The organism is Pontibacter aquaedesilientis (assembly GCF_014773225.1).
Taxonomy (GTDB): Bacteria; Bacteroidota; Bacteroidia; order Cytophagales; family Hymenobacteraceae; genus Pontibacter; species Pontibacter aquaedesilientis.
Genome location: NZ_JACXAJ010000001.1, coordinates 708,326 through 726,553, shown reverse-complemented (window position 1 = coordinate 726,553; position 18,228 = coordinate 708,326). Strand labels below are relative to the sequence as shown.

The following is an 18,228-nucleotide window of genomic DNA, read 5'->3' as shown; positions in this document are numbered from 1 at the left end:
CTGTTTCTGTCAGGCAAAAATTCTATATTTTTTGTTATTAAACAACAAGTATAGCACATTGTATCTAAAGGCTTAATAATCATAGATGAACTCAGCTGAGATTAGACAAAAGTTTCTCGATTTCTTCGCGCAGCGGCAGCACCAGATTGTGCCGTCAGCCCCATTGGTGGTAAAAGATGACCCTACCTTGATGTTTATCAACTCCGGTATGGCACCCTTTAAGGATTACTTTTTGGGCAACAAACCAGCCCCGTCCAAACGCATTGCCGACACCCAGAAATGTCTGCGCGTGTCGGGTAAGCACAATGACCTGGAGGAAGTAGGCTACGACACCTACCACCACACCATGTTCGAAATGCTGGGCAACTGGTCATTCGGCGACTATTTCAAAAAAGAGGCTTTGGCTTGGTCCTGGGAGCTCTTGACAGAGGTATACCAACTGCCGAAAGACAGGCTGTATGTGTCAGTCTTTCAAGGCGATGATTCGGAGAACCTGCCGATGGACCAGGAGGCGTTTGACATCTGGAAATCTATGATTGCAGAAGACCGCATACTCATGGGCAACAAGAAGGATAACTTCTGGGAGATGGGCGATACCGGTCCCTGCGGTCCGTGCTCTGAGATACATGTGGACCTGCGCACCGAAGAGGAACGAGCGCAGGTAGACGGCAAGACACTCGTGAATGCTGACCATCCACAAGTAGTCGAGATTTGGAACAACGTATTCATGGAGTTCAACCGTCTGGCGGATGGCTCGCTGGTAAAACTGCCTGCGCAGCACGTGGATACAGGTATGGGCTTCGAGCGTTTGTGCATGGCCATTCAAGGCAAGCGTTCCAACTACGATACAGACGTGTTCCAGCCGCTGATCCAGTTCATCGCCAAAGAAGCCGACGTGACTTACGGCGAGAACGAGAAAGTAGATATTGCCATCCGGGTGATGGCCGACCACATCCGGGCCATTGCCTTTGCGATTTCGGACGGGCAGCTACCATCCAATAACAAGGCGGGCTACGTGATCCGACGCATTCTGCGCCGTGCGGTCAGGTATAGCTTTACCTTCCTGGACTTCAAAAAACCTTTCCTTTATAAACTGGCAGCCGTACTGGCCGACCAGATGGAAAATGTATTCCCTGAATTGAAGGCACAGCTGAGCTTTGTGCAGCGTGTCATCGAGGAGGAGGAAAATGCCTTTTTACGCACTTTGGAGAATGGTCTGAAGCGATTGGATGCATTAGAAGCCAGATTTAAAGAGAACAACAATACCATAGACGGTAAAACTGCCTTTGAACTGTACGACACCTTTGGTTTCCCACTTGATTTGACCGCCCTGATTGCCCGTGACAAAGGCTTGAAGGTAGACGAAGCTGGTTTTGCAGTAGAAATGGAGCAGCAAAAGAACCGCTCCCGCAACGCCTCCGCTTCGGAGCAGAGCGACTGGGTAATCGTGCAGCCAGACGTGGAGACAGAGTTTTTGGGTTACGAACACGATGTGGCAGATTCGCATATAGTGCGCTACCGTCAGGTTAAGACCAAGAACAAGAGCGAGTATCATATTGTGCTGAACCGCACCCCGTTCTATGCCGAGAGCGGTGGACAGGTAGGCGACACGGGTTACCTGATCTCAGATTCTGAACAAATCGAGGTGCTGGACACCAAGAAAGAGAACGATCTGATCCTGCACATCACTTCTAAGTTGCCGCAGCATGTGGAGGCTCCGTTCAGAAGTGAAGTGGATTTTGAGCGCCGCAACCTGATCCGTAAAAACCACTCTGCTACGCACTTACTGCATGCCGCTTTACGTAAAGTTTTAGGTGAGCACGTGCAGCAGAAAGGCTCCTTGGTAAATGAAAAAGTGCTCCGATTCGACTTCTCTCATTTCTCTAAAGTAACAGAAGAGCAACTGCGCGAGGTAGAAACGATCGTGAATCAGCGTGTGCGCCAGGCTATACCTTTAGAAGAGCAGCGCAACATCCCGATTGCCGAGGCAAAGGCAATGGGTGCCATGGCATTGTTCGGAGAGAAGTACGGCGAATTTGTGCGCGTGATTGCTTTTGACCGTGATCACTCAGTAGAACTTTGCGGCGGTATACACGTGCACAATACAGGTGAGATCGGTTATTTCAAGATTATTTCGGAAAGCTCTGTAGCCGCTGGCGTGCGTCGTATTGAGGCCACTACAGCAGCGTCGGCTGAGGAGTACATGCAGCAGCAGCTAAACGAGCTGAATGCCGTACGCGAAGTATTGGGTACGCATAGCAACATATCGGGTGCTGTTCAAAAGCTACAGGAGGACAATAAAGCCCTGCAGAAACAGCTCGAGCAATTTGAACTGAAGCAACTCACCAGCTTGAAAGAAAGCCTGGTGCAAAAAGCTCAGTCCATCGACGGAGTGAATTTCGTGGCTGAGAAAGTGGATGTGAGCACGGCAGATTATCTGAAGAAACTGGCTTTCGACATGCGTCAGGCTCTGGATAACTTGGTGTTGGTACTAGCCGCTGAAATCGACGGAAAGCCACAGATTGCAGTAATGCTCTCGGATAACCTGGTGTCGGACCGCAAGCTGAACGCCAGCCAGATAGTGCGTGAGCTCGCCAAGGAAATCAAAGGCGGTGGCGGCGGACAACCGTTCTATGCCACAGCAGGTGGTAAGGAGCTTGCTGGCTTGGTGGCTATACCTGCAAAGGCGCAAGAATTAGTAAAAACCCTGTTGTAGAAGAAAGCAGCCAATCTGTTAGATCGAGACAGTATCAAAGAACCTTACATAATACAGCTTTCCAAATAAGAGACAATGGATAAAGCAATAAGAGACAAATACCAGGCAATTATCGGTTTGGAAGTTCACGCCCAGCTGCTGACAGAAAGCAAGGCCTATTCGTCAGACTCTACGGAGTATGGCGTAATGCCGAACACCAATTTGAGCGTGATTACATTGGGACACCCAGGCACCTTGCCACGCATTAACAAGCGTGTGGTCGAGATGGCCGTGAAAATGGGTCTGGCTACGAACTGCGAAATCAGACGCTACAACATCTACGCCCGCAAGAACTATTTCTACCCGGACCTTCCGAAAGGCTATCAGATTACTCAGGACAAAACGCCCATCTGTACAGCGGGTTATCTGGATGTGAAAGATGCCGAGGGCAATGACAAGCGCATTGGAATCACGCGTATTCACATGGAGGAAGACGCCGGTAAATCCATGCACTTGGCTGGCGAAACTGAAACACTCATAGACCTGAACCGCGCCGGGGTACCGTTGATCGAGATCGTGTCGGAACCGGATATCCGCGACTCGGAAGAGGCATATAACTACCTGACCGAGATTCGCCGTTTGGTGCGCTACCTGGAGATTTGCGATGGCAACATGGAGGAAGGCTCACTGCGATGCGATGCCAACATTTCGGTGATGCTGAAAGACTCGCCACTATGGGGAACCAAGGTGGAGGTAAAGAACATGAACTCGTTCCGTAACGTACAGCGTGCCATTGAGCACGAGATCGAGCGGCAGATCATGGTGATAGAGAAAGGCGGTAAGATCGATTCGGAAACCCGCAACTTCGACGCGAACACCGGAACAACCACGGCTATGCGTTCCAAGGAAACACTGAACGACTACCGTTACTTCCCGGAGCCAGACCTGCCACCGTTGGTAATTGAGCAGGAGTGGCTGGAGCGCATTAAGGAAACCATGCCAAGCTTGCCACAGGAGCTTTACAAGCGCTTTACACAAGAGTTCGGTCTGTCGGAATATGACGCCGGTGTACTGACAGACACCAAAGAGATCGCGCTTTACTATGACGAACTTTGTAAGTATACCAAAAACTACAAAGGTGCCGCCAACTGGGTAACGGGTCCGGTGAAGTCATACCTGAATGAACTGCAGCTGCATATCAAAGACTTCCCACTGCAGCCACACGCCATTGCTGAGATCATTGCGCTGGTAGACGAAAACAAAGTGAGCCACTCGGTAGCTGCTAAAAAGATTTTTCCGTACATGCTCGAGAATCCAGGTATACCGGCACATCAGGTTGCTGAAGAACAGAATCTGTTACAAGAATCTGATTCGGATTCACTTAAAGCTATTGTTGCTGAAGTTTTGGCTGCCAATCCGCACAAAGTGGAGGAATACAAGGCTGGTAAAAAATCGCTGGTTGGGATGTTCATGGGCGAGATCATGAAGAAGACCAAGGGCAAAGCCGACCCGAAAGTTGCTAACCAGCTACTGCAGGAAGGACTTAAATAGATGTTAGATTTTAGACGTTAGATACTAGACTTTTGATAAAAAATTTGGATGTTGCAGTCTGATATCTAAAGCCTAGTATCTAATATCTGTACTAAACTACACACATGATGAAGCTTAAAAAGTATGTAGTACTGGCTTCGGCAGCCGCTATGATGGCTAGTTGCCAAGGCAATAAAACGGCTACTAATGGCAGTGCCTATACCATAGAAGGTAAGTTGCAGAACGCCACGCCGGGCCAGATCTATCTGTTCGAGCTTGGTGAGCAGCAATTCATTGCACGCGACACGGCAAATATTGGACAAGACGGCAGCTTCCTGTTTGAAGGCACGGTAAAAGAACCTACATTTTACAGGTTGGGACTTGACCAGCAGAATGGCATGATGCTCGTGCTTGAAAACAAGGCCATTAAGGTAGAAGCCGACGCCAGCGACTTAAATGGCACAGCCAAGATCGAAGGCTCCAAAGACTCCGAGTTGTTCCAGCAACTGAATAAAATGGTGAATGATTCGCGACAGAAAGAAGCGGAACTAAGCCAGAAGTATAATCAGGCCATGACCGAAGGCAAAACAGAGGAGGCAGAAGGATATCGCATGCAGTACATGGCCATGCAAAAAGACCTGAAGAAATTCCTGGCTGAGCATCCGGGCTCTGTCGTGTCAGCTTTTGGAACACTCAACCTGATCAACCCGCAGTCTGATTTTGCTTTTGCAGACAGCATGGCGACACTGTATTCCGAGAAAATTCCGGATTCAAAATACACAGCCATGCTGAACAAGCGCCTGGAATCTATGCGCACGACCGCCATTGGATCTGTTGCACCTGACTTTTCGCTTCCATCCCCGGAAGGCGGAAGTATCGCTTTGTCCTCCCTTCGTGGTAAGTATGTGCTCATCGATTTCTGGGCCAGTTGGTGTGGACCATGCCGCAAAGAGAACCCGAACGTGGTGCGTATGTATAACAAGTACAAGGACAAAGGCTTCGAAATTTTCGGTGTGTCCTTGGACCAGTCACGCGAAAAATGGCTTAAGGCTATTGCGGACGACAAACTCACCTGGCCACATGTATCCGATCTGAAAGGATGGGAGAGCAGCGCCGCTCAGCTTTACCAGGTAGATGCCATTCCGCAAACTATCCTGTTAGATAAAGATGGTAAAATCATCGCCAAAAATTTGAGAGGAGAGGAGTTGGAATCAAAAATTGCCTCGCTCTTGAAATAAACTACAAGTATACACCAAAAGCAAAAGCCCTTCTGTAATGGAAGGGCTTTTGCTTTTAATAACGGTATGTAATGACTATAGAGCTCAAATAAAACTTCTTATTACTTGAATACCTGCTGCAGTGCTCCCCATAACAGTTTTTTCTGCTCCTGATCTCCGTCCAGCACCGCCAGTGACTGTGAGAAAACCACTGGCACACCGGCTAACAGCACCGGATTATACAGGGTGAACTTCTCGTGGGGTAGGTCTGTGTCGATGCGGCTGGCAAAGCTGAGGATATAGTTCGTCTGCATGCTGTTGCGCAGCGCTTCGAACTTGGCAATGGCACCCGACACGTTATTCACGAAAGCAACATCGCTGGGTCCAAACCCAATGGCCGCCAGAATCTTGGTCAGGAACTGCGATTGCGGCAATGCCCTAAATGCAGCGTCTGGCAGCGTGACCAGCACAACCAGGCCTTTTCGGTTCTCACCGATGATGTCAAACGCCTTTTGTGGAGGTGTTACTTCTACTTTCGGCAGTTTAGGTATAGCCGCAACCGGCGCAGCTGGTGGCACGGTGGCAGGTAAAGCCGCTACATTAGATTTTGGAGCCTGCACATCTGCCTGCACAGGTATAGCCTGTTGAGAAACAGCAGCTGTCGGCACAGTTTCGGGAGCATGTACAACCGGCACCATCTGGTCGCCATCGATCAGGTAGAGCGTTTCGGGCATAAAATGCCTGAGAAATTCCGCGTTCAATTGCTCTGGTGTTAGTGCCGCCATTTATATAGGTATAATTACTCCTGATCTTCTTTCAGATCAAAGATAGACTTCAGTTCGTTGGCTTCACTGGGCTTCATACGACCGGCCAATACCAGTCGCAGCTGACGACGACGCAAGGCACCATCATACAGTCTGATTTCTTCCTCGGTTTCAGGTATAGCCTCTGGCACGTCAATCGCTTTTCCGGACTGGTCTACCGCCACAAACGTGAAGAACGCCTGGTTTGACATCACTTTCTTGCCGGTCGGAATATCTTCTGCAAACACCACGATATGCACCTCCATGGAAGAGGAAAAGGCGCGCGTCACTTTGGCTTCCAGGGTTACTACGTTGCCCAACTTGATGCTTTCGGCAAATGATACGTTGTCCACCGAGGCCGTTACCACAATACGGTTGGAGTGTTTTTGTGCGGCAATGGCCGACACGATGTCCATCCAGTGCATCATCTTACCGCCCATCAGGTTGTGCAGGGTGTTGGTGTCGTTTGGCAGCACCAACTCCGTCATGATCACGTATGATTCGCTTACTTTTTTCTGTTTACGCATGTTAGTTTAATAAATTCCATCGCAAAGATAGGGCACGGAGGGCCAAACAAAAAACCACCCTCCGATTAAGCTTATGTTACTATCCTTGAAAAGGAGGCGAGTCCCAGCCAGACTTGCCCAATAAGGGCACAAACTTGAAGCTGGAGAACTCCTCTTGCGTGAACTCGTTTTCACCGGTGCGGGTGATTCGTAGCATTTTCTGGCTCGACTCACCGCCAACCGGTATCACCAAAATACCGCCAATGTTTAGTTGGCTCACCAGGGTCTTAGGTATACCAGGCGCACCGGCCGTCACAATAATTTTGTCGTAAGGCGCATGGGCAGGCAGGCCTTGCGAACCATCCCCGTGGAAGGTATGCGGAAACAGCCCGTAGGTTTTGAAGAACTTCACGGCTTTTTCATACAGCGCCTTGTTATATTCGATGGTGTATACGCTTGGGGTGATCTGTAGCAGGACGCAACACTGGTAACCGGAACCGGTTCCTATTTCCAGCACTTTATCGGTTGGTTTCAACTTTAGCAATTCCGTTTGAAAAGCCACCGTATAAGGCTGCGAAATGGTTTGCCCTTCGCCAATCGGAAAAGCTTTGTCCTGGTAAGCCTGCTCCAGAAAGGCTTTTTCAAAGAAAAAATGCCGGGGAACCGCTTCGATGGCCGCCAACACCCGCTCATCACGTATCCCTTTGTCTCTCAATTGTTTGACCAAGCCGCGGCGCATACCTTTGTGCTTATACAAGTCTGTCTGCATTTCCCTTTGAGTCTGTAATAGTGTAAAAACAAGCATTTGGCCAATTCAGATAAGGAATTGGGCTATACCTTATCTGAATTCAGCCAGAAGTTGGACTATGCGAAAATAAGCATACCTGCCCACAGTTACCTAACCGATTCGCAATTTAATATCAGGCCAACGCGTATTTAAGTAGTCCGACCGTGCTTTTGAGTTAAATCATGGTTAATTTTGAATTCAGAAAACAACACGAGTCGCTATGTTTACAGGTATAATAGAGGCCATGGGCCAGGTGCAGAACATTCAAACGGAAGGCACCAACAAGCATTTCACGCTGTCGGCCCCCTTTACACACGAACTGCAGATCGACCAAAGTGTCGCGCATAACGGTGTCTGCCTGACGGTAGTCAACATCACGGAGAGCGGCTATACAGTGACGGCTATTGATGAAACGCTTCAGAAAACTAACCTGAGCAGCCTGCAGATTGGCGATAAAGTGAACCTGGAGCGCTGCATGAGCGCGATTGGCCGCTTTGACGGGCACATCGTACAGGGCCACGTAGACCAAGTTGCTACCTGCGAGTCTGTAGAAGACCAAAACGGCAGCTGGGTTTTCACGTTCCGCTACGATCCCAATTTAGGGAATGTGACGGTTGAGAAGGGTTCTGTAACGGTCAATGGCATCAGCCTGACGGTGGTCAATTCCAAGGAGGACCGATTTTCTGTGGCGATCATCCCTTATACTTTCGAGCATACCAATCTGCATCAGGTGAAGGCCGGCTCCACCGTCAACCTGGAGTTTGATATTATCGGGAAATACGTAGCGCGGTTGTTGGGGAGAAGTTAATTTTGAAGGTGTGAATGAGTGAATGAGTGATTGAGTGAGTGAAGGAGTGAGCGAATGAGTGAATGAGTGAATCCTGTAAATCATGGGGGTAGGACCCTCAAGAAGATTCAGACATCATTCAACCACAATCCGGTGATAAGTCACACCGTAGCCACCCCAAACACCCAATCCGCCGATGATATTGGAGCGTGTCGTGTTGGGTGAACCGATGGGACTGCCGTTGTTGTTGCGTTCGTTCTCTAGCGTTAACCAGAAGCGGTAATGAGCCAGATCAATGGAGGCCCATCGCACCACTATCGTATCGCCTCTCCCGAAATAGCTATAGGTATCCAAGTCCACCTCTTGCCCGCGCGGTTCGCCACGGTCTAAGGGGTAAGTCAGATTCTGAACGCCGTTGATCAGCTCGTCATTGAAAACAGAAGCAAAATAGCCCGGATAAAACGGTTCGCTGTTCCGTTTTGTGAAGTAGCGCACACTGTTGCCCAGTGTGTCCGGGTCGCGGTAACGATAATAGAGCGTGAACAGGCTATCCTTTGCCGGGTCGGGGTGCGGTTCCAGAAAGAGCCCTTCTAAGGGATTTAAGTTTGGGATGGTGGTCGATGAGGTCAAAACCCGTCCTTCGTGGCTGATCCGCAACTGGTAGCTTTTGCCAATTTCGCCCAGCAATTCCTCTGAGGTATACACGTAGAAAATAAAATCGCTGCCACTAGCCAGACGTTCCTCTGGTATGCCGTACTGTTCCGAAACCACGCGCCGGAGCTGGGGCCAAAAAGCAGCGACAGGTACCTCTTTCAAGGTATAGCTTTTCCCGGCATGCGAAACCACTACCTGCGCCCCATGCACAAAACTGGCTTCGATATCGGCCGGAGTGGCCCCTGCAAACACAGGCACACTGCGGGTAAGCACCACCACCGGCGGCGCTCCCTGTTCGATGTGCCCTTCCACCACCAGTTGCTCCTGACCGGCAGGTATAGCAATGGTCAGGTTCTCTTCGCAGGCAAGGAAGAAAGGAATAAGAATCAGCAGAAAGAAATTTGTAGAACGCATAGCCTTACCATTTAAAATTCCAGGTGACAGACGGCAATGGGAACGGGATTAGAGACACCTTTTTGGCCTGTACCCTGGTCTCCGTGCTATAAGGTGCGCCTTCGCTGTCTATGTAATACAAAAAGGGATTGCGCCGGCCGTACACGTTGTAGATAGCGAAAGTCCAGCTCGACTGCAAACGTTTCAGGGCTTTCCCCTCCAAGGTGGCCGAAAGGTCGAGTCGGTGGAAAGGCTGCATCCGGAAACTGTTCCGCTCCCCGTACTGGTAGTTCACAGTGCCTTCTATGAGATAGCGGCGCTGCGGCATGGTGGTGGCCTGCCCTGTGCCATAGACAAAACTGCCTCCAAATGTCCAGCGGGAATTATACGTGTAAGTGGCCACTACCGACACATCATGCCGCCGGTCGAAGCGTGCGGGGAAAGTACGACCCTGGTTGATATTCGGAAATGTGCGGTCGGTCCACGACAAGGTATAGCCGAGCCAGCCCTGCAGGTTGCCGTAGTTCTTGCGCAGGAAAAGCTCTGCCCCATAAGACTCACCGCTGCCCCGCACAAACTCATACTCCAGATCGCGGTTAGAAGGCCCTGCCACATACCCTTCGCGGTACTCCAGCTGATTTTCCATGGTCTTGTAGTATACCTCAACGGAGCCTTCGTACATGTTCTGTTTAAAATTCCGGAAATACCCCATGGCGTATTGCGAGGCCCGCTGCGGCTCCACAATGGCAGAACTCGGCACCCACACATCCAGCGGCAACGTGGTAAAAGCGTTGGAGACCAAATGAAGGTACTGCGCCGAACGGGTATAACTGGCCTTGACGGAGGAGACCGCACTCAAGGTATAGCGCAGCGAAATACGGGGCTCCAGCGCCATAAAGGACTTCACGCGCTCTCCGGCGGTATATTCAACCGAGTCGATGGGCCGTTCGTTCTGATCGAATGAATAGAAAGTAAAAGGCCCCATCTGCACAAAATAGCTCCCCCGTATACCTGCACTAAGCAGCAGCCGGTCGGTCACGTTCCAGTCGTCTGACAGGTATAGCGCCGCTTCATGGGCGGTTTTGGCAAGGATTCGGTCAGTGGAGAATACGTCATCTTCGGCAGTTTCGGCGCTTCCGGTGCGGGGGCGCAGGGTGTGATGGGTATAGTGCAGCCCGTATTCAAACTGGTGACGCACAGAAGGGGTGTACACAAAATCAGTTCGAAAGGAATAGTCCCGCACCCCTGTCTCGACGGCTGTCTTTATCCCCCCAAAATCCCAGTCGAAGCTGAAATCATAGTCACTCACTATACCTGACACATCGACCACATGCTTATCCGTGAAACGGTGATGCCAGCGGGCAGTGGCTGCTGCGTTGCCCCACTGAAAATCGGCCACAAACCGACCGGAGGAGAGTATAAGCGAGCCTACGTCCTTGCCATAATAGCCGCTCAGGTATAGGCGGTCTTTGGGAGACAAGGTATAGGAGAGCTTTCCGTTGAAATCGTAGAAATAGTAGGGCACACCGCCCTGCTCAGTGTTGCGCAGAAAGGGGTCGAACAATACATCCACATATGTGCGGCGGGCTGAAAAAATAAAAGCAGCCTTGTCTTTTAGCAGCGGGCCCTGCACTGTCAATCGGGAGGCAATCAGGCCTATGCCGCCCTCGGCTTGCAGGCTGTCGGTGTTTCCCTCGCGCAGCTCCACGTCCAGCACCGACGATAGGCGACCGCCATACCTGGCCGGCATGTTTCCTTTGATAAGCGTGGCATTGCGGATGGCATCACTGTTGAAGACAGAGAAGAAATTGAGCAAATGCCCGGGATTGTACACCACCGCCTGATCGAGTTGCACCAGGTTTTGGTCGGCCCCGCCTCCGCGCACATAAAAACCCGTATTGCCCTCGCCGCCCGACTGCACCCCCGGCAAGAGTTGTACGGTTTTCAAGATATCCGTCTCGCCAAACAAAACGGGCAAGGTTTTCACCGATTCCATCGGGATGTCAAGTTCCCCCATCGTGGCGGTTTGGGTGATGGGCTTGAGTCGCGTCCCGATCACCTCCACCTCGCTGGTGCTGTACGTGGCAGGTATAAGTTTCAGGTCCAGTGTTTTGTTTTGGAAAAGCCGCAAGGTTAGCTCCTGGTTCTCGTAGCCAATATAGCGAATCAGCAAGGTATAAGTTCCCGCAGGGGCACGCAGGCTATACCTGCCATCGGCCTCCGAAACGGCGCCTATTGAGGGGCGTTCTTTTAGACTGATGGACGCGCCTGCCAAGGGCTCAGCGGTTTTAGCGTCCAGCACCCGGCCGCGCAATTCAAAGCCGTCCTGTGCCCATGCAGGCAGCAAGGGCAAAAGCAAAAGTGGCAAAAGGAGGTATAAGAGGTGTCGTAAACGCAAATCCAGTAATCGGCTGTTCTTACAATACGTCAGAAACAGCAGATTATGCCAAAGGTTTGTGATGAAAGCGGGTATATTTTCGTAGCCATAGCCGATAGCCCACTACCGCTAGCATGGCGGTTCCTGTTCCAACCAGTGCCCCCCCGATGATATCACCCGGATAGTGCACGCCTAGGTATATCCGGCTATAGGACACCACCACGGCCCACATCACCAGAAAAATTTTGAAAAACAGGTAGCGGTCGGAGAGAATCAGGTTAAAGAAAACCGCCAGGGCAAAGCCCGTGGAGGCGTGGGAGGAGAGGAAGCCGAACTTGCCCCCGCAACCCCGCACCAGGTTTACCATGGCCGAAAGCTCCGGATCGTGGCAAGGACGCAGGCGGGCAAAATAAGGTTTAAAGACACCCGAGGCCACATAGTCGGCCAGCCCTATACCTGCCACGGCCATCAGCAGCATCGGGATACTCTGCATTTTATAGCGCCAAATGATGTAGCTAACCAAAAGGAGATAAAACGGAATCCAAAAGTACTTATTGGAAACCATGACCATGACCGTGTCCCAGAACGGGCTTTGCTGCTCGTTCAGAAACAGGAACAGCTCCTGATCCAGCTTCTCCAATTGGTTTAGCATAGTTACTTAATGTGGATCCAGTCGATGTCTTTCTTGAGGTAACTCAGGGTCATTTCCTCGGGTCCGCCCGGTTCCGGCTTGTGGTTGTATACCCAGGAGGCATGCTGCGGCAGACTCATTAGGATAGACTCGATGCGCCCGTTTGTGGCAAGTCCGAATTTGGTGCCGCGGTCGTACACAAGATTAAATTCCACGTAGCGGCCACGTCGTATCAGTTGCCATTGTTTCTCGCGCTCCCCATATGGCAGGTCACGATTTCGGTTGATGATCCTCGTATAAAAAGGGGCAAAAGCATAGGCCACGTCGCGCACGAAAGCGAAACGATGTTCCATACTGATCTCATTGGTTGCCATCAGTCGGTCGAAGAAAATACCGCCTACGCCGCGCGTCTCCTGCCGGTGCTCATTGTAGAAATAGTCATCAGCCCACTTCTTGAACTCTTGGTAATAGGAGGGATGGTGCTTGTCGCACACCGCTTTCATGGCCTCATGAAACTCTTGCGCCTGTTGCACATTCACGTATATAGGTGTCAGGTCAATGCCCCCACCAAACCAGGCCGTGCCGTCGCCCGCTTCGAAATAGCGCACGTTCATATGCGTGATCGGCACCATCGGGCTATGCGGGTGCATCACCACCGAAACACCCGTAGCAAAGAACTTTGGATCGGGCATTTGCAGCATTTTCAGGAACTGGGGAGAAAGCTCCCCTTGAACTGCCGAGAAGTTGACGCCGCCTTTTTCGAGCACATGGCCGTTTTCGATGATACGGGATATGCCGCCGCCACCCTGCTCGTGCTGCCATTCATCCTTTTGGAAGGCAGCGCCGCCATCGCAGTTTTCAAGGTCACGTACCAGATCCTGCTGGAACTGGCGCATAAAAGCTTCAACTTCTTCTCTGAACATTCTTTTTAGATAAAAGACATTAGACATAAGGCACAAGACTTAGAACATGGAAGTCGCAGAACAGATGAAGCATCTAAATCTAAAACTTGTGTCGGATGTCCAGTGTCGTGTGTCCCTCTAAAGGAACTGCAAAATTACCAAATAAAGCCCGCTCTAACCAGCTTCAGATAGAATTTTAGAAAAAGGGCATTTTTTCTTAACTTCGGCCAATCACAAGACTTAACGTATGTCAAAAGAACTGATGGAGGCCTTTCGGGTAGATACAACCATTCTGAAAAAGGCCTACCGCCTCATGATAACTGCCAAAACCATGGCAGACACCTACGAAGAAAATAAAACTATTTGCAGTAAGTATGTTCACAGCACCTCCAGAGGTCATGAGGCCATACAATTAGCTGCGGCTTTCCAGCTAAAGCCATACGATTATGCTGCACTCTACTACCGCGATGACTCCATGTTATTGGGGATAGGTATGCAGCCTTATGAACTTATGCTGCAGCTCATGGCAAAAGCTGACGACCCTTTCTCGGGTGGACGTACCTACTATGGGCACCCATCACTGCGCCGCGAAGGCTTCCCGACCATCCCTCACCAAAGCTCTGCAACCGGCATGCAGGCGATACCTGCCACAGGTATGGCACATGCCATTTCGTATTTTGAATCGCAGGGCATCATGCGTGGCGAGGAAAAGCCAGTGGTGCTTTGTTCGCTTGGCGATGGCTCTGTAACCGAAGGCGAAGTGGCCGAGGCTTTCCAAATGGCTGTGCTCAAGAATCTGCCGATTGTATACCTCGTGCAGGATAATGATTGGGGAATATCAGCCACAGGCAAGGAAATGCGCGCCATGGACGCCTACGACTATGCGGCCGGCTTCAAAGGAATGGAACGTATCCGGGTAAACGGCGCTGATTTTGCCGAGTCACATGAAGGCATGCGCATTGCCTTTGAATATGTACGGGAGGTTCGTAAGCCTATTCTGGTACATGCCAAGTGTCCTTTGCTGGGCCATCACACCTCCGGCGTACGCCGTGAGTGGTACCGTGGCGGAAACCTGCAGGAGCACAGTGTAAACGACCCAATCCCAAAATTGCGTGAGGCTTTGCTGGACGCTGAAGTTAGCTCCGAAGAAATACAATGGTTGGAGAATGAGGCTCAGAAAGTGGTTGCCGAAGACTACCAGCGTGCATTGAACGCTCCTGTTCCTGATCCCAGCACTTTCGACCAGCATGAGTTTGCGCCGACACCTATAACAGAAGAAAAAGGCGAACGCAGCCCAGCCGGTGCTGACAAAGCCATTATGGTAGATGCCGCACTGCATGCCGTAGACGATATCCTGCGCACCTACCCGGAGGCCTTGTTCTACGGTCAGGACGTAGGAGGAGAGCTGGGAGGTGTATTCCGTGAGGCGGCTTTGCTGGCCAAGAAATACGGTGACAGCCGCGTGTTCAACACTCCTATTCAGGAAGCTTACATTGTGGGATCTACCGCCGGTATGTCAGCAGTAGGTGCCAAAGCCATTGTCGAGATCCAATTCGCCGACTACATCTGGCCTGGCATGAACCAACTGGTGGAAGAGCTTTCGAAGAGCTGTTACCTCTCGATGGGCAAGTTTCCGGTGCAGTCACTCATCCGAGTACCGATAGGTGCCTATGGCGGTGGCGGACCTTACCACTCCGGCAGCATTGAGTCTACATTGCTGACCATACGCGGAATTAAGGTCGTATACCCAAGCAATGCCGCCGATATGAAAGGACTGATGAAAGCAGCCTTTTTGGACCCGAATCCGGTTGTCATGCTCGAGCACAAAGGATTGTATTGGTCTAAAGTGGCTGGCACAGAAGACGCTAAAACAGTTGAGCCGGACGAGAACTACATCCTGCCGCTGGGCAAAGCCCATGTGGTGCAACACGCCAGCGACGAGGAGATCCGGATGGGCAACAGTATGACCGTGATTACCTATGGCATGGGTGTATACTGGGCCAAGACGGCCTCTAAACAGTTCAAGGGTAGTGTGGAGATCCTCGACCTTCGCACACTCAACCCACTGGACTTTGAGGCGGTGGTTGCCTCTGTGCGCCGCCATGGCAAAGCACTGGTGCTGACAGAGGAACCACTCATGAACTCCTTTGCCGAATCATTGGCCGGTCGTATTTCGAAAGAATGCTTCCAGCAACTGGACGCTCCGGTCTATACCCTGGGGGCCGCTAACCTGCCGGCCATACCTTTGAATGTTGAACTGGAAAAGATGATGCTGCCGAACCCCGAGAAAGTCGCTGCGGCGATGGAGGAGTTACTGAATTACTAAGCATCGGCAGAAGTATTTATAAACAGAAAGCCCCGCCGGTTAATCGGTGGGGCTTTCTGTTTATAAATAATCATAATACTCAGAATTTCATGTCGGTCTTCACTAACACAAAATTTTAGGGTTGGATGAATCTGAACAATTCAGGCCGACCCATCATTTTATTTTATTAGTTCTGGTTTAGAAAGGATAGCCTATACCTATGTTCAGGTTTGTTCGCCTGTCTGCCTGGTTTACCTGCTTGAAGATATCAGAAAAGCGGAAATCACGGATTACGAACTTATTGCCATTTGCGTCGCCTGCCGGATTGTATACCTGGGTGGCCAGGTCGAAACGCAATATCACAACTGAGAAATCAAGGCGGAGACCAAAGCCGGTTCCAACCGCAAACTCCTTGTAGAAACGGTTAAACTCAAAATGCGAGCCCGGACGATTGTCCGGTTTGAGGAGCCACACGTTACCGGCATCCACAAAGAATGCCCCATTAAAGAAACTGAACATGTTGAAACGGTACTCCGCACTGGCTTCCAATAGCACCTCGCCGGGCTGCTCTGGCAAGTCAGCAAGTTCTGTATCCTCATTTAGAACTCTGGTAGGATAGGAGCCCGGACCCAAACGGCGGGCTGTCCAGGCGCGTACGCTGGAAGCGCCCCCAGCAAAAAAGTACTTATCGTAAGGCAGTGCATTGGAGCCGAACAGCGGGCTGCCCACGCCTGCATTGAAACGGTACACAAAGAAGCGTCGGTCACCTAAAGGGATGTAGCGCCTGTAATCCGGATTGAGTCTGGCATACTGGAACTTTCTCAGGCTGCCTACATCCGGCATAATGCCGAGCTTGCTAGTCAGTCCGCCCACCTCTACCAAAGTGCGCAGGTAGCGTGCGTTGCGAGTCTGGGCAAAGTCATTGGTGTTGTAGGTAAAGCTGAAACCAACAAACGAGATAAATCCGCTCCGAAAACTTTCTCTGAAAGAACGGCTGCCGGAGCTTAAATTTGTCAGTGTGGAGTCAAATGCAGGGTCTATGCGTCCAACCTGGATGATGTTGACGTTCACAGGTGAAAACACATACTGAATGGTAGGCGTTTGCAGCGGTCGCGGATACTTATACCAGATATAGTCCAAAGAGGCTTCGTAAATAGAGCGCTGAAACTCTGACCGGTCAACGTTGGTATAGCCGCTGTAGACTCTGGTTCTGGGGTTATAATCCTGCAGAATGCTTTTCCCTCCGAAAGGAAGAATAAACACCGGGAAGGTGAGGGCTGCATCACCGCCAAACTCACGAATCATGACCGTTTGCGATGGATCCGATATATTGATCTGTCCTTCCAGGCCACCGCGAATCCCGAATTCAAGGTTTTCTGCCCCGCCGAACACATTGCGTACCTTCAACCGGATACTTGAGAAAGGTCCTGGCCGCCGCTCTGTGAAATTCATGCCCAGTTCAGTCGTTGCCTGGTATTTCTTGGAAGGCATCGCATTGATAAACGCGTTCAGCTGATTCCTTGCCAACGAATCCGTGGGGTCGGTTACTTTGTTGTAGCTTATATTACTGAACTGGAACACATCCATCTCAGCCAACCGCCGCTGGGTAAGCGTGGTCCGGAACTGACTGTACCGCTGACCAGGGTATACCGATACCTTCTTGTCTAGTATTTTGGAAGAATAGTTATGCTCGTAGGCCAGATAGTTGACATGGTTATACGCCAGGGTATCGCGCGACAGCCCAAAACGGTCGGCGTCGGTCTTGAAATAAACGTTGCGGATGGTATAGGCCTTGTGCGTGTTGCCATCCTCCGGGTTCTGGATCACGGTCCGCAACCGTACCGTGTTGCCTCCAAAACTGGTGTCCGGCTCAAAAATGATGTAGGCCCGGGCAAAGTCATAGTACCCGTTGTGCCGGATCATGTCATACAGACGGTCACGCTCCTCGCTGATGGCCTGCTCGTCGTATACCTCGCCCAGTTTCAGCAGGGACCGGTCTTCATAGCGTTTCACTACGGCCAAAAGCGTATCGTCCGGTATATGGTAATCGAAGCTGCTATACCTGTAGGGCGCATTCTCTGTGATGTTGATCGTGATGTATACCTTCTTTCCTTTTTCGAGCTTCTCATAACCGGCCAGATGGTTAAAGTAACCCTTGGTGTTCATGTACACGTCCACCTGATCCATGGTGCGCTCCATTAGCAAAGAGTCGTATATGGCGGGCGGCTCCCCGATCTGCATCAGCAGGTTGCCTTTTTCCTTGCGGTCGCGCTGGCGGGCAATGCGGCGATCAAACCGGTCCTGAATACGGCGCACTTTGGCAGAGTCTCCCCCGGCTTCACTTATTTTTTCTGAACGGGTGGTTCGCAGCTTCAAAATACGCTCGTCGATGCGGGCGGGACTGTAAAACTTTTTGCCGAAATTATAAATGGCCAGGTAAGGGGTGGAGCCAAGGAACACGCGGTTAGGCTGCTGCTGGTATACCGCCTCTATATCTGTCTGGCTCACATTCGAGATGCCTTTTGGCTCTATGCCGAGCAGAAGCTGTTCATTCTTTCCCAGGTTCTTGGTAGGAACACAGGCGTTGAAACTAATAATTGTAATTACCAGTCCGAATATGTAACATCGTGTTCTCAAACGA

Annotated in this window: 13 protein-coding genes; 5 read left to right on the top strand and 8 right to left on the bottom strand. The window is 50.9% G+C overall.

Annotated features, from left to right (window positions below; translation table 11 throughout):
* Positions 1-85 precede the first annotated feature (85 nt).
* The 3 genes from alaS to H9Q13_RS03170 all read left to right on the top strand — a co-directional run bounded on the left by alaS (position 86) and on the right by H9Q13_RS03170 (position 5,463).
* Positions 86-2,716 (top strand): alanine--tRNA ligase, encoded by a 2,631-nt coding sequence (gene alaS / locus H9Q13_RS03180; protein WP_191182290.1) that lies wholly within the window; start codon positions 86-88, stop codon positions 2,714-2,716.
* Between the two features lie 75 nt (positions 2,717-2,791).
* Complete coding sequence (gene gatB, locus H9Q13_RS03175; RefSeq protein WP_191182289.1) at positions 2,792-4,246, top strand: Asp-tRNA(Asn)/Glu-tRNA(Gln) amidotransferase subunit GatB; 1,455 nt, start codon at positions 2,792-2,794, stop codon at positions 4,244-4,246.
* Positions 4,247-4,350: 104 nt separating this feature from the next.
* Positions 4,351-5,463: a TlpA disulfide reductase family protein gene (locus tag H9Q13_RS03170; RefSeq protein WP_224744032.1), complete on the top strand. Its 1,113-nt coding sequence runs from the start codon at positions 4,351-4,353 to the stop codon at positions 5,461-5,463.
* 101 nt (positions 5,464-5,564) lie between these two features.
* On the opposite strand, the gene H9Q13_RS03165 is transcribed toward H9Q13_RS03170, so the two are convergent.
* The 3 genes from H9Q13_RS03165 to H9Q13_RS03155 form a co-directional block, all read right to left on the bottom strand.
* Complete coding sequence (locus tag H9Q13_RS03165; protein ID WP_191182288.1) at positions 5,565-6,227, bottom strand: hypothetical protein; 663 nt, start codon at positions 6,225-6,227, stop codon at positions 5,565-5,567.
* Positions 6,228-6,241: 14 nt separating this feature from the next.
* A complete protein-coding gene (locus H9Q13_RS03160) occupies positions 6,242-6,772 on the bottom strand; it encodes an acyl-CoA thioesterase (RefSeq protein ID WP_191182287.1) in 531 nt (176 codons plus the stop codon).
* 79 nt (positions 6,773-6,851) lie between these two features.
* On the bottom strand, positions 6,852-7,520 hold the full coding sequence (locus H9Q13_RS03155) for a protein-L-isoaspartate(D-aspartate) O-methyltransferase (protein ID WP_191182286.1): 669 nt from the start codon (positions 7,518-7,520) through the stop codon (positions 6,852-6,854).
* 238 nt (positions 7,521-7,758) lie between these two features.
* On the opposite strand from H9Q13_RS03155, the gene H9Q13_RS03150 reads away from it, so the two are divergent.
* Positions 7,759-8,346, top strand: a complete 588-nt coding sequence (locus H9Q13_RS03150) for a riboflavin synthase (protein WP_191182285.1) — start codon at positions 7,759-7,761, stop codon at positions 8,344-8,346.
* Positions 8,347-8,460: 114 nt separating this feature from the next.
* On the opposite strand, the gene H9Q13_RS03145 is transcribed toward H9Q13_RS03150, so the two are convergent.
* The 4 genes from H9Q13_RS03145 to hemF all read right to left on the bottom strand — a co-directional run bounded on the left by H9Q13_RS03145 (position 8,461) and on the right by hemF (position 13,303).
* Positions 8,461-9,393 (bottom strand): DUF4249 family protein, encoded by a 933-nt coding sequence (locus H9Q13_RS03145; RefSeq protein WP_191182284.1) that lies wholly within the window; start codon positions 9,391-9,393, stop codon positions 8,461-8,463.
* Between the two features lie 4 nt (positions 9,394-9,397).
* A complete protein-coding gene (locus H9Q13_RS03140; RefSeq protein ID WP_224744031.1) occupies positions 9,398-11,740 on the bottom strand; it encodes a TonB-dependent receptor in 2,343 nt (780 codons plus the stop codon).
* Positions 11,741-11,813: 73 nt separating this feature from the next.
* Positions 11,814-12,401, bottom strand: a complete 588-nt coding sequence (locus H9Q13_RS03135) for a phosphatase PAP2 family protein (RefSeq protein WP_191182282.1) — start codon at positions 12,399-12,401, stop codon at positions 11,814-11,816.
* Between the two features lie 2 nt (positions 12,402-12,403).
* Complete coding sequence (hemF, locus tag H9Q13_RS03130) at positions 12,404-13,303, bottom strand: oxygen-dependent coproporphyrinogen oxidase (RefSeq protein WP_191182281.1); 900 nt, start codon at positions 13,301-13,303, stop codon at positions 12,404-12,406.
* Positions 13,304-13,529: 226 nt separating this feature from the next.
* Here hemF and H9Q13_RS03125 point away from each other — a divergent pair, with 226 nt between their 5' ends.
* A complete protein-coding gene (locus tag H9Q13_RS03125) occupies positions 13,530-15,608 on the top strand; it encodes an alpha-ketoacid dehydrogenase subunit alpha/beta (RefSeq protein WP_191182280.1) in 2,079 nt (692 codons plus the stop codon).
* 177 nt (positions 15,609-15,785) lie between these two features.
* Here the strand turns inward: H9Q13_RS03125 and tamL are convergent, their stop codons facing one another.
* The gene (tamL, locus tag H9Q13_RS03120; protein WP_191182279.1) at positions 15,786-18,224 is read right to left on the bottom strand and encodes a translocation and assembly module lipoprotein TamL; all 2,439 of its coding nucleotides are present in this window, start codon (positions 18,222-18,224) and stop codon (positions 15,786-15,788) included.
* Positions 18,225-18,228 lie beyond the last annotated feature (4 nt).

Bases quoted from the DNA above. Each gene is read 5' to 3' on its own strand.
- gatB (WP_191182289.1), top strand. From the start codon at position 2,792: ATGGATAAAGCAATAAGAGACAAATACCAGGCAATTATCGGTTTGGAA.
- H9Q13_RS03150 (WP_191182285.1), top strand. From the start codon at position 7,759: ATGTTTACAGGTATAATAGAGGCCATGGGCCAGGTGCAGAACATTCAA.
- H9Q13_RS03135 (WP_191182282.1), bottom strand. From the start codon at position 12,401: ATGCTAAACCAATTGGAGAAGCTGGATCAGGAGCTGTTCCTGTTTCTG.
- H9Q13_RS03155 (WP_191182286.1), bottom strand. From the start codon at position 7,520: ATGCAGACAGACTTGTATAAGCACAAAGGTATGCGCCGCGGCTTGGTC.
- H9Q13_RS03125 (WP_191182280.1), top strand. From the start codon at position 13,530: ATGTCAAAAGAACTGATGGAGGCCTTTCGGGTAGATACAACCATTCTG.
- H9Q13_RS03165 (WP_191182288.1), bottom strand. From the start codon at position 6,227: ATGGCGGCACTAACACCAGAGCAATTGAACGCGGAATTTCTCAGGCAT.
- H9Q13_RS03145 (WP_191182284.1), bottom strand. From the start codon at position 9,393: ATGCGTTCTACAAATTTCTTTCTGCTGATTCTTATTCCTTTCTTCCTT.
- H9Q13_RS03160 (WP_191182287.1), bottom strand. From the start codon at position 6,772: ATGCGTAAACAGAAAAAAGTAAGCGAATCATACGTGATCATGACGGAG.
- H9Q13_RS03170 (WP_224744032.1), top strand. From the start codon at position 4,351: ATGATGAAGCTTAAAAAGTATGTAGTACTGGCTTCGGCAGCCGCTATG.
- alaS (WP_191182290.1), top strand. From the start codon at position 86: ATGAACTCAGCTGAGATTAGACAAAAGTTTCTCGATTTCTTCGCGCAG.
- hemF (WP_191182281.1), bottom strand. From the start codon at position 13,303: ATGTTCAGAGAAGAAGTTGAAGCTTTTATGCGCCAGTTCCAGCAGGAT.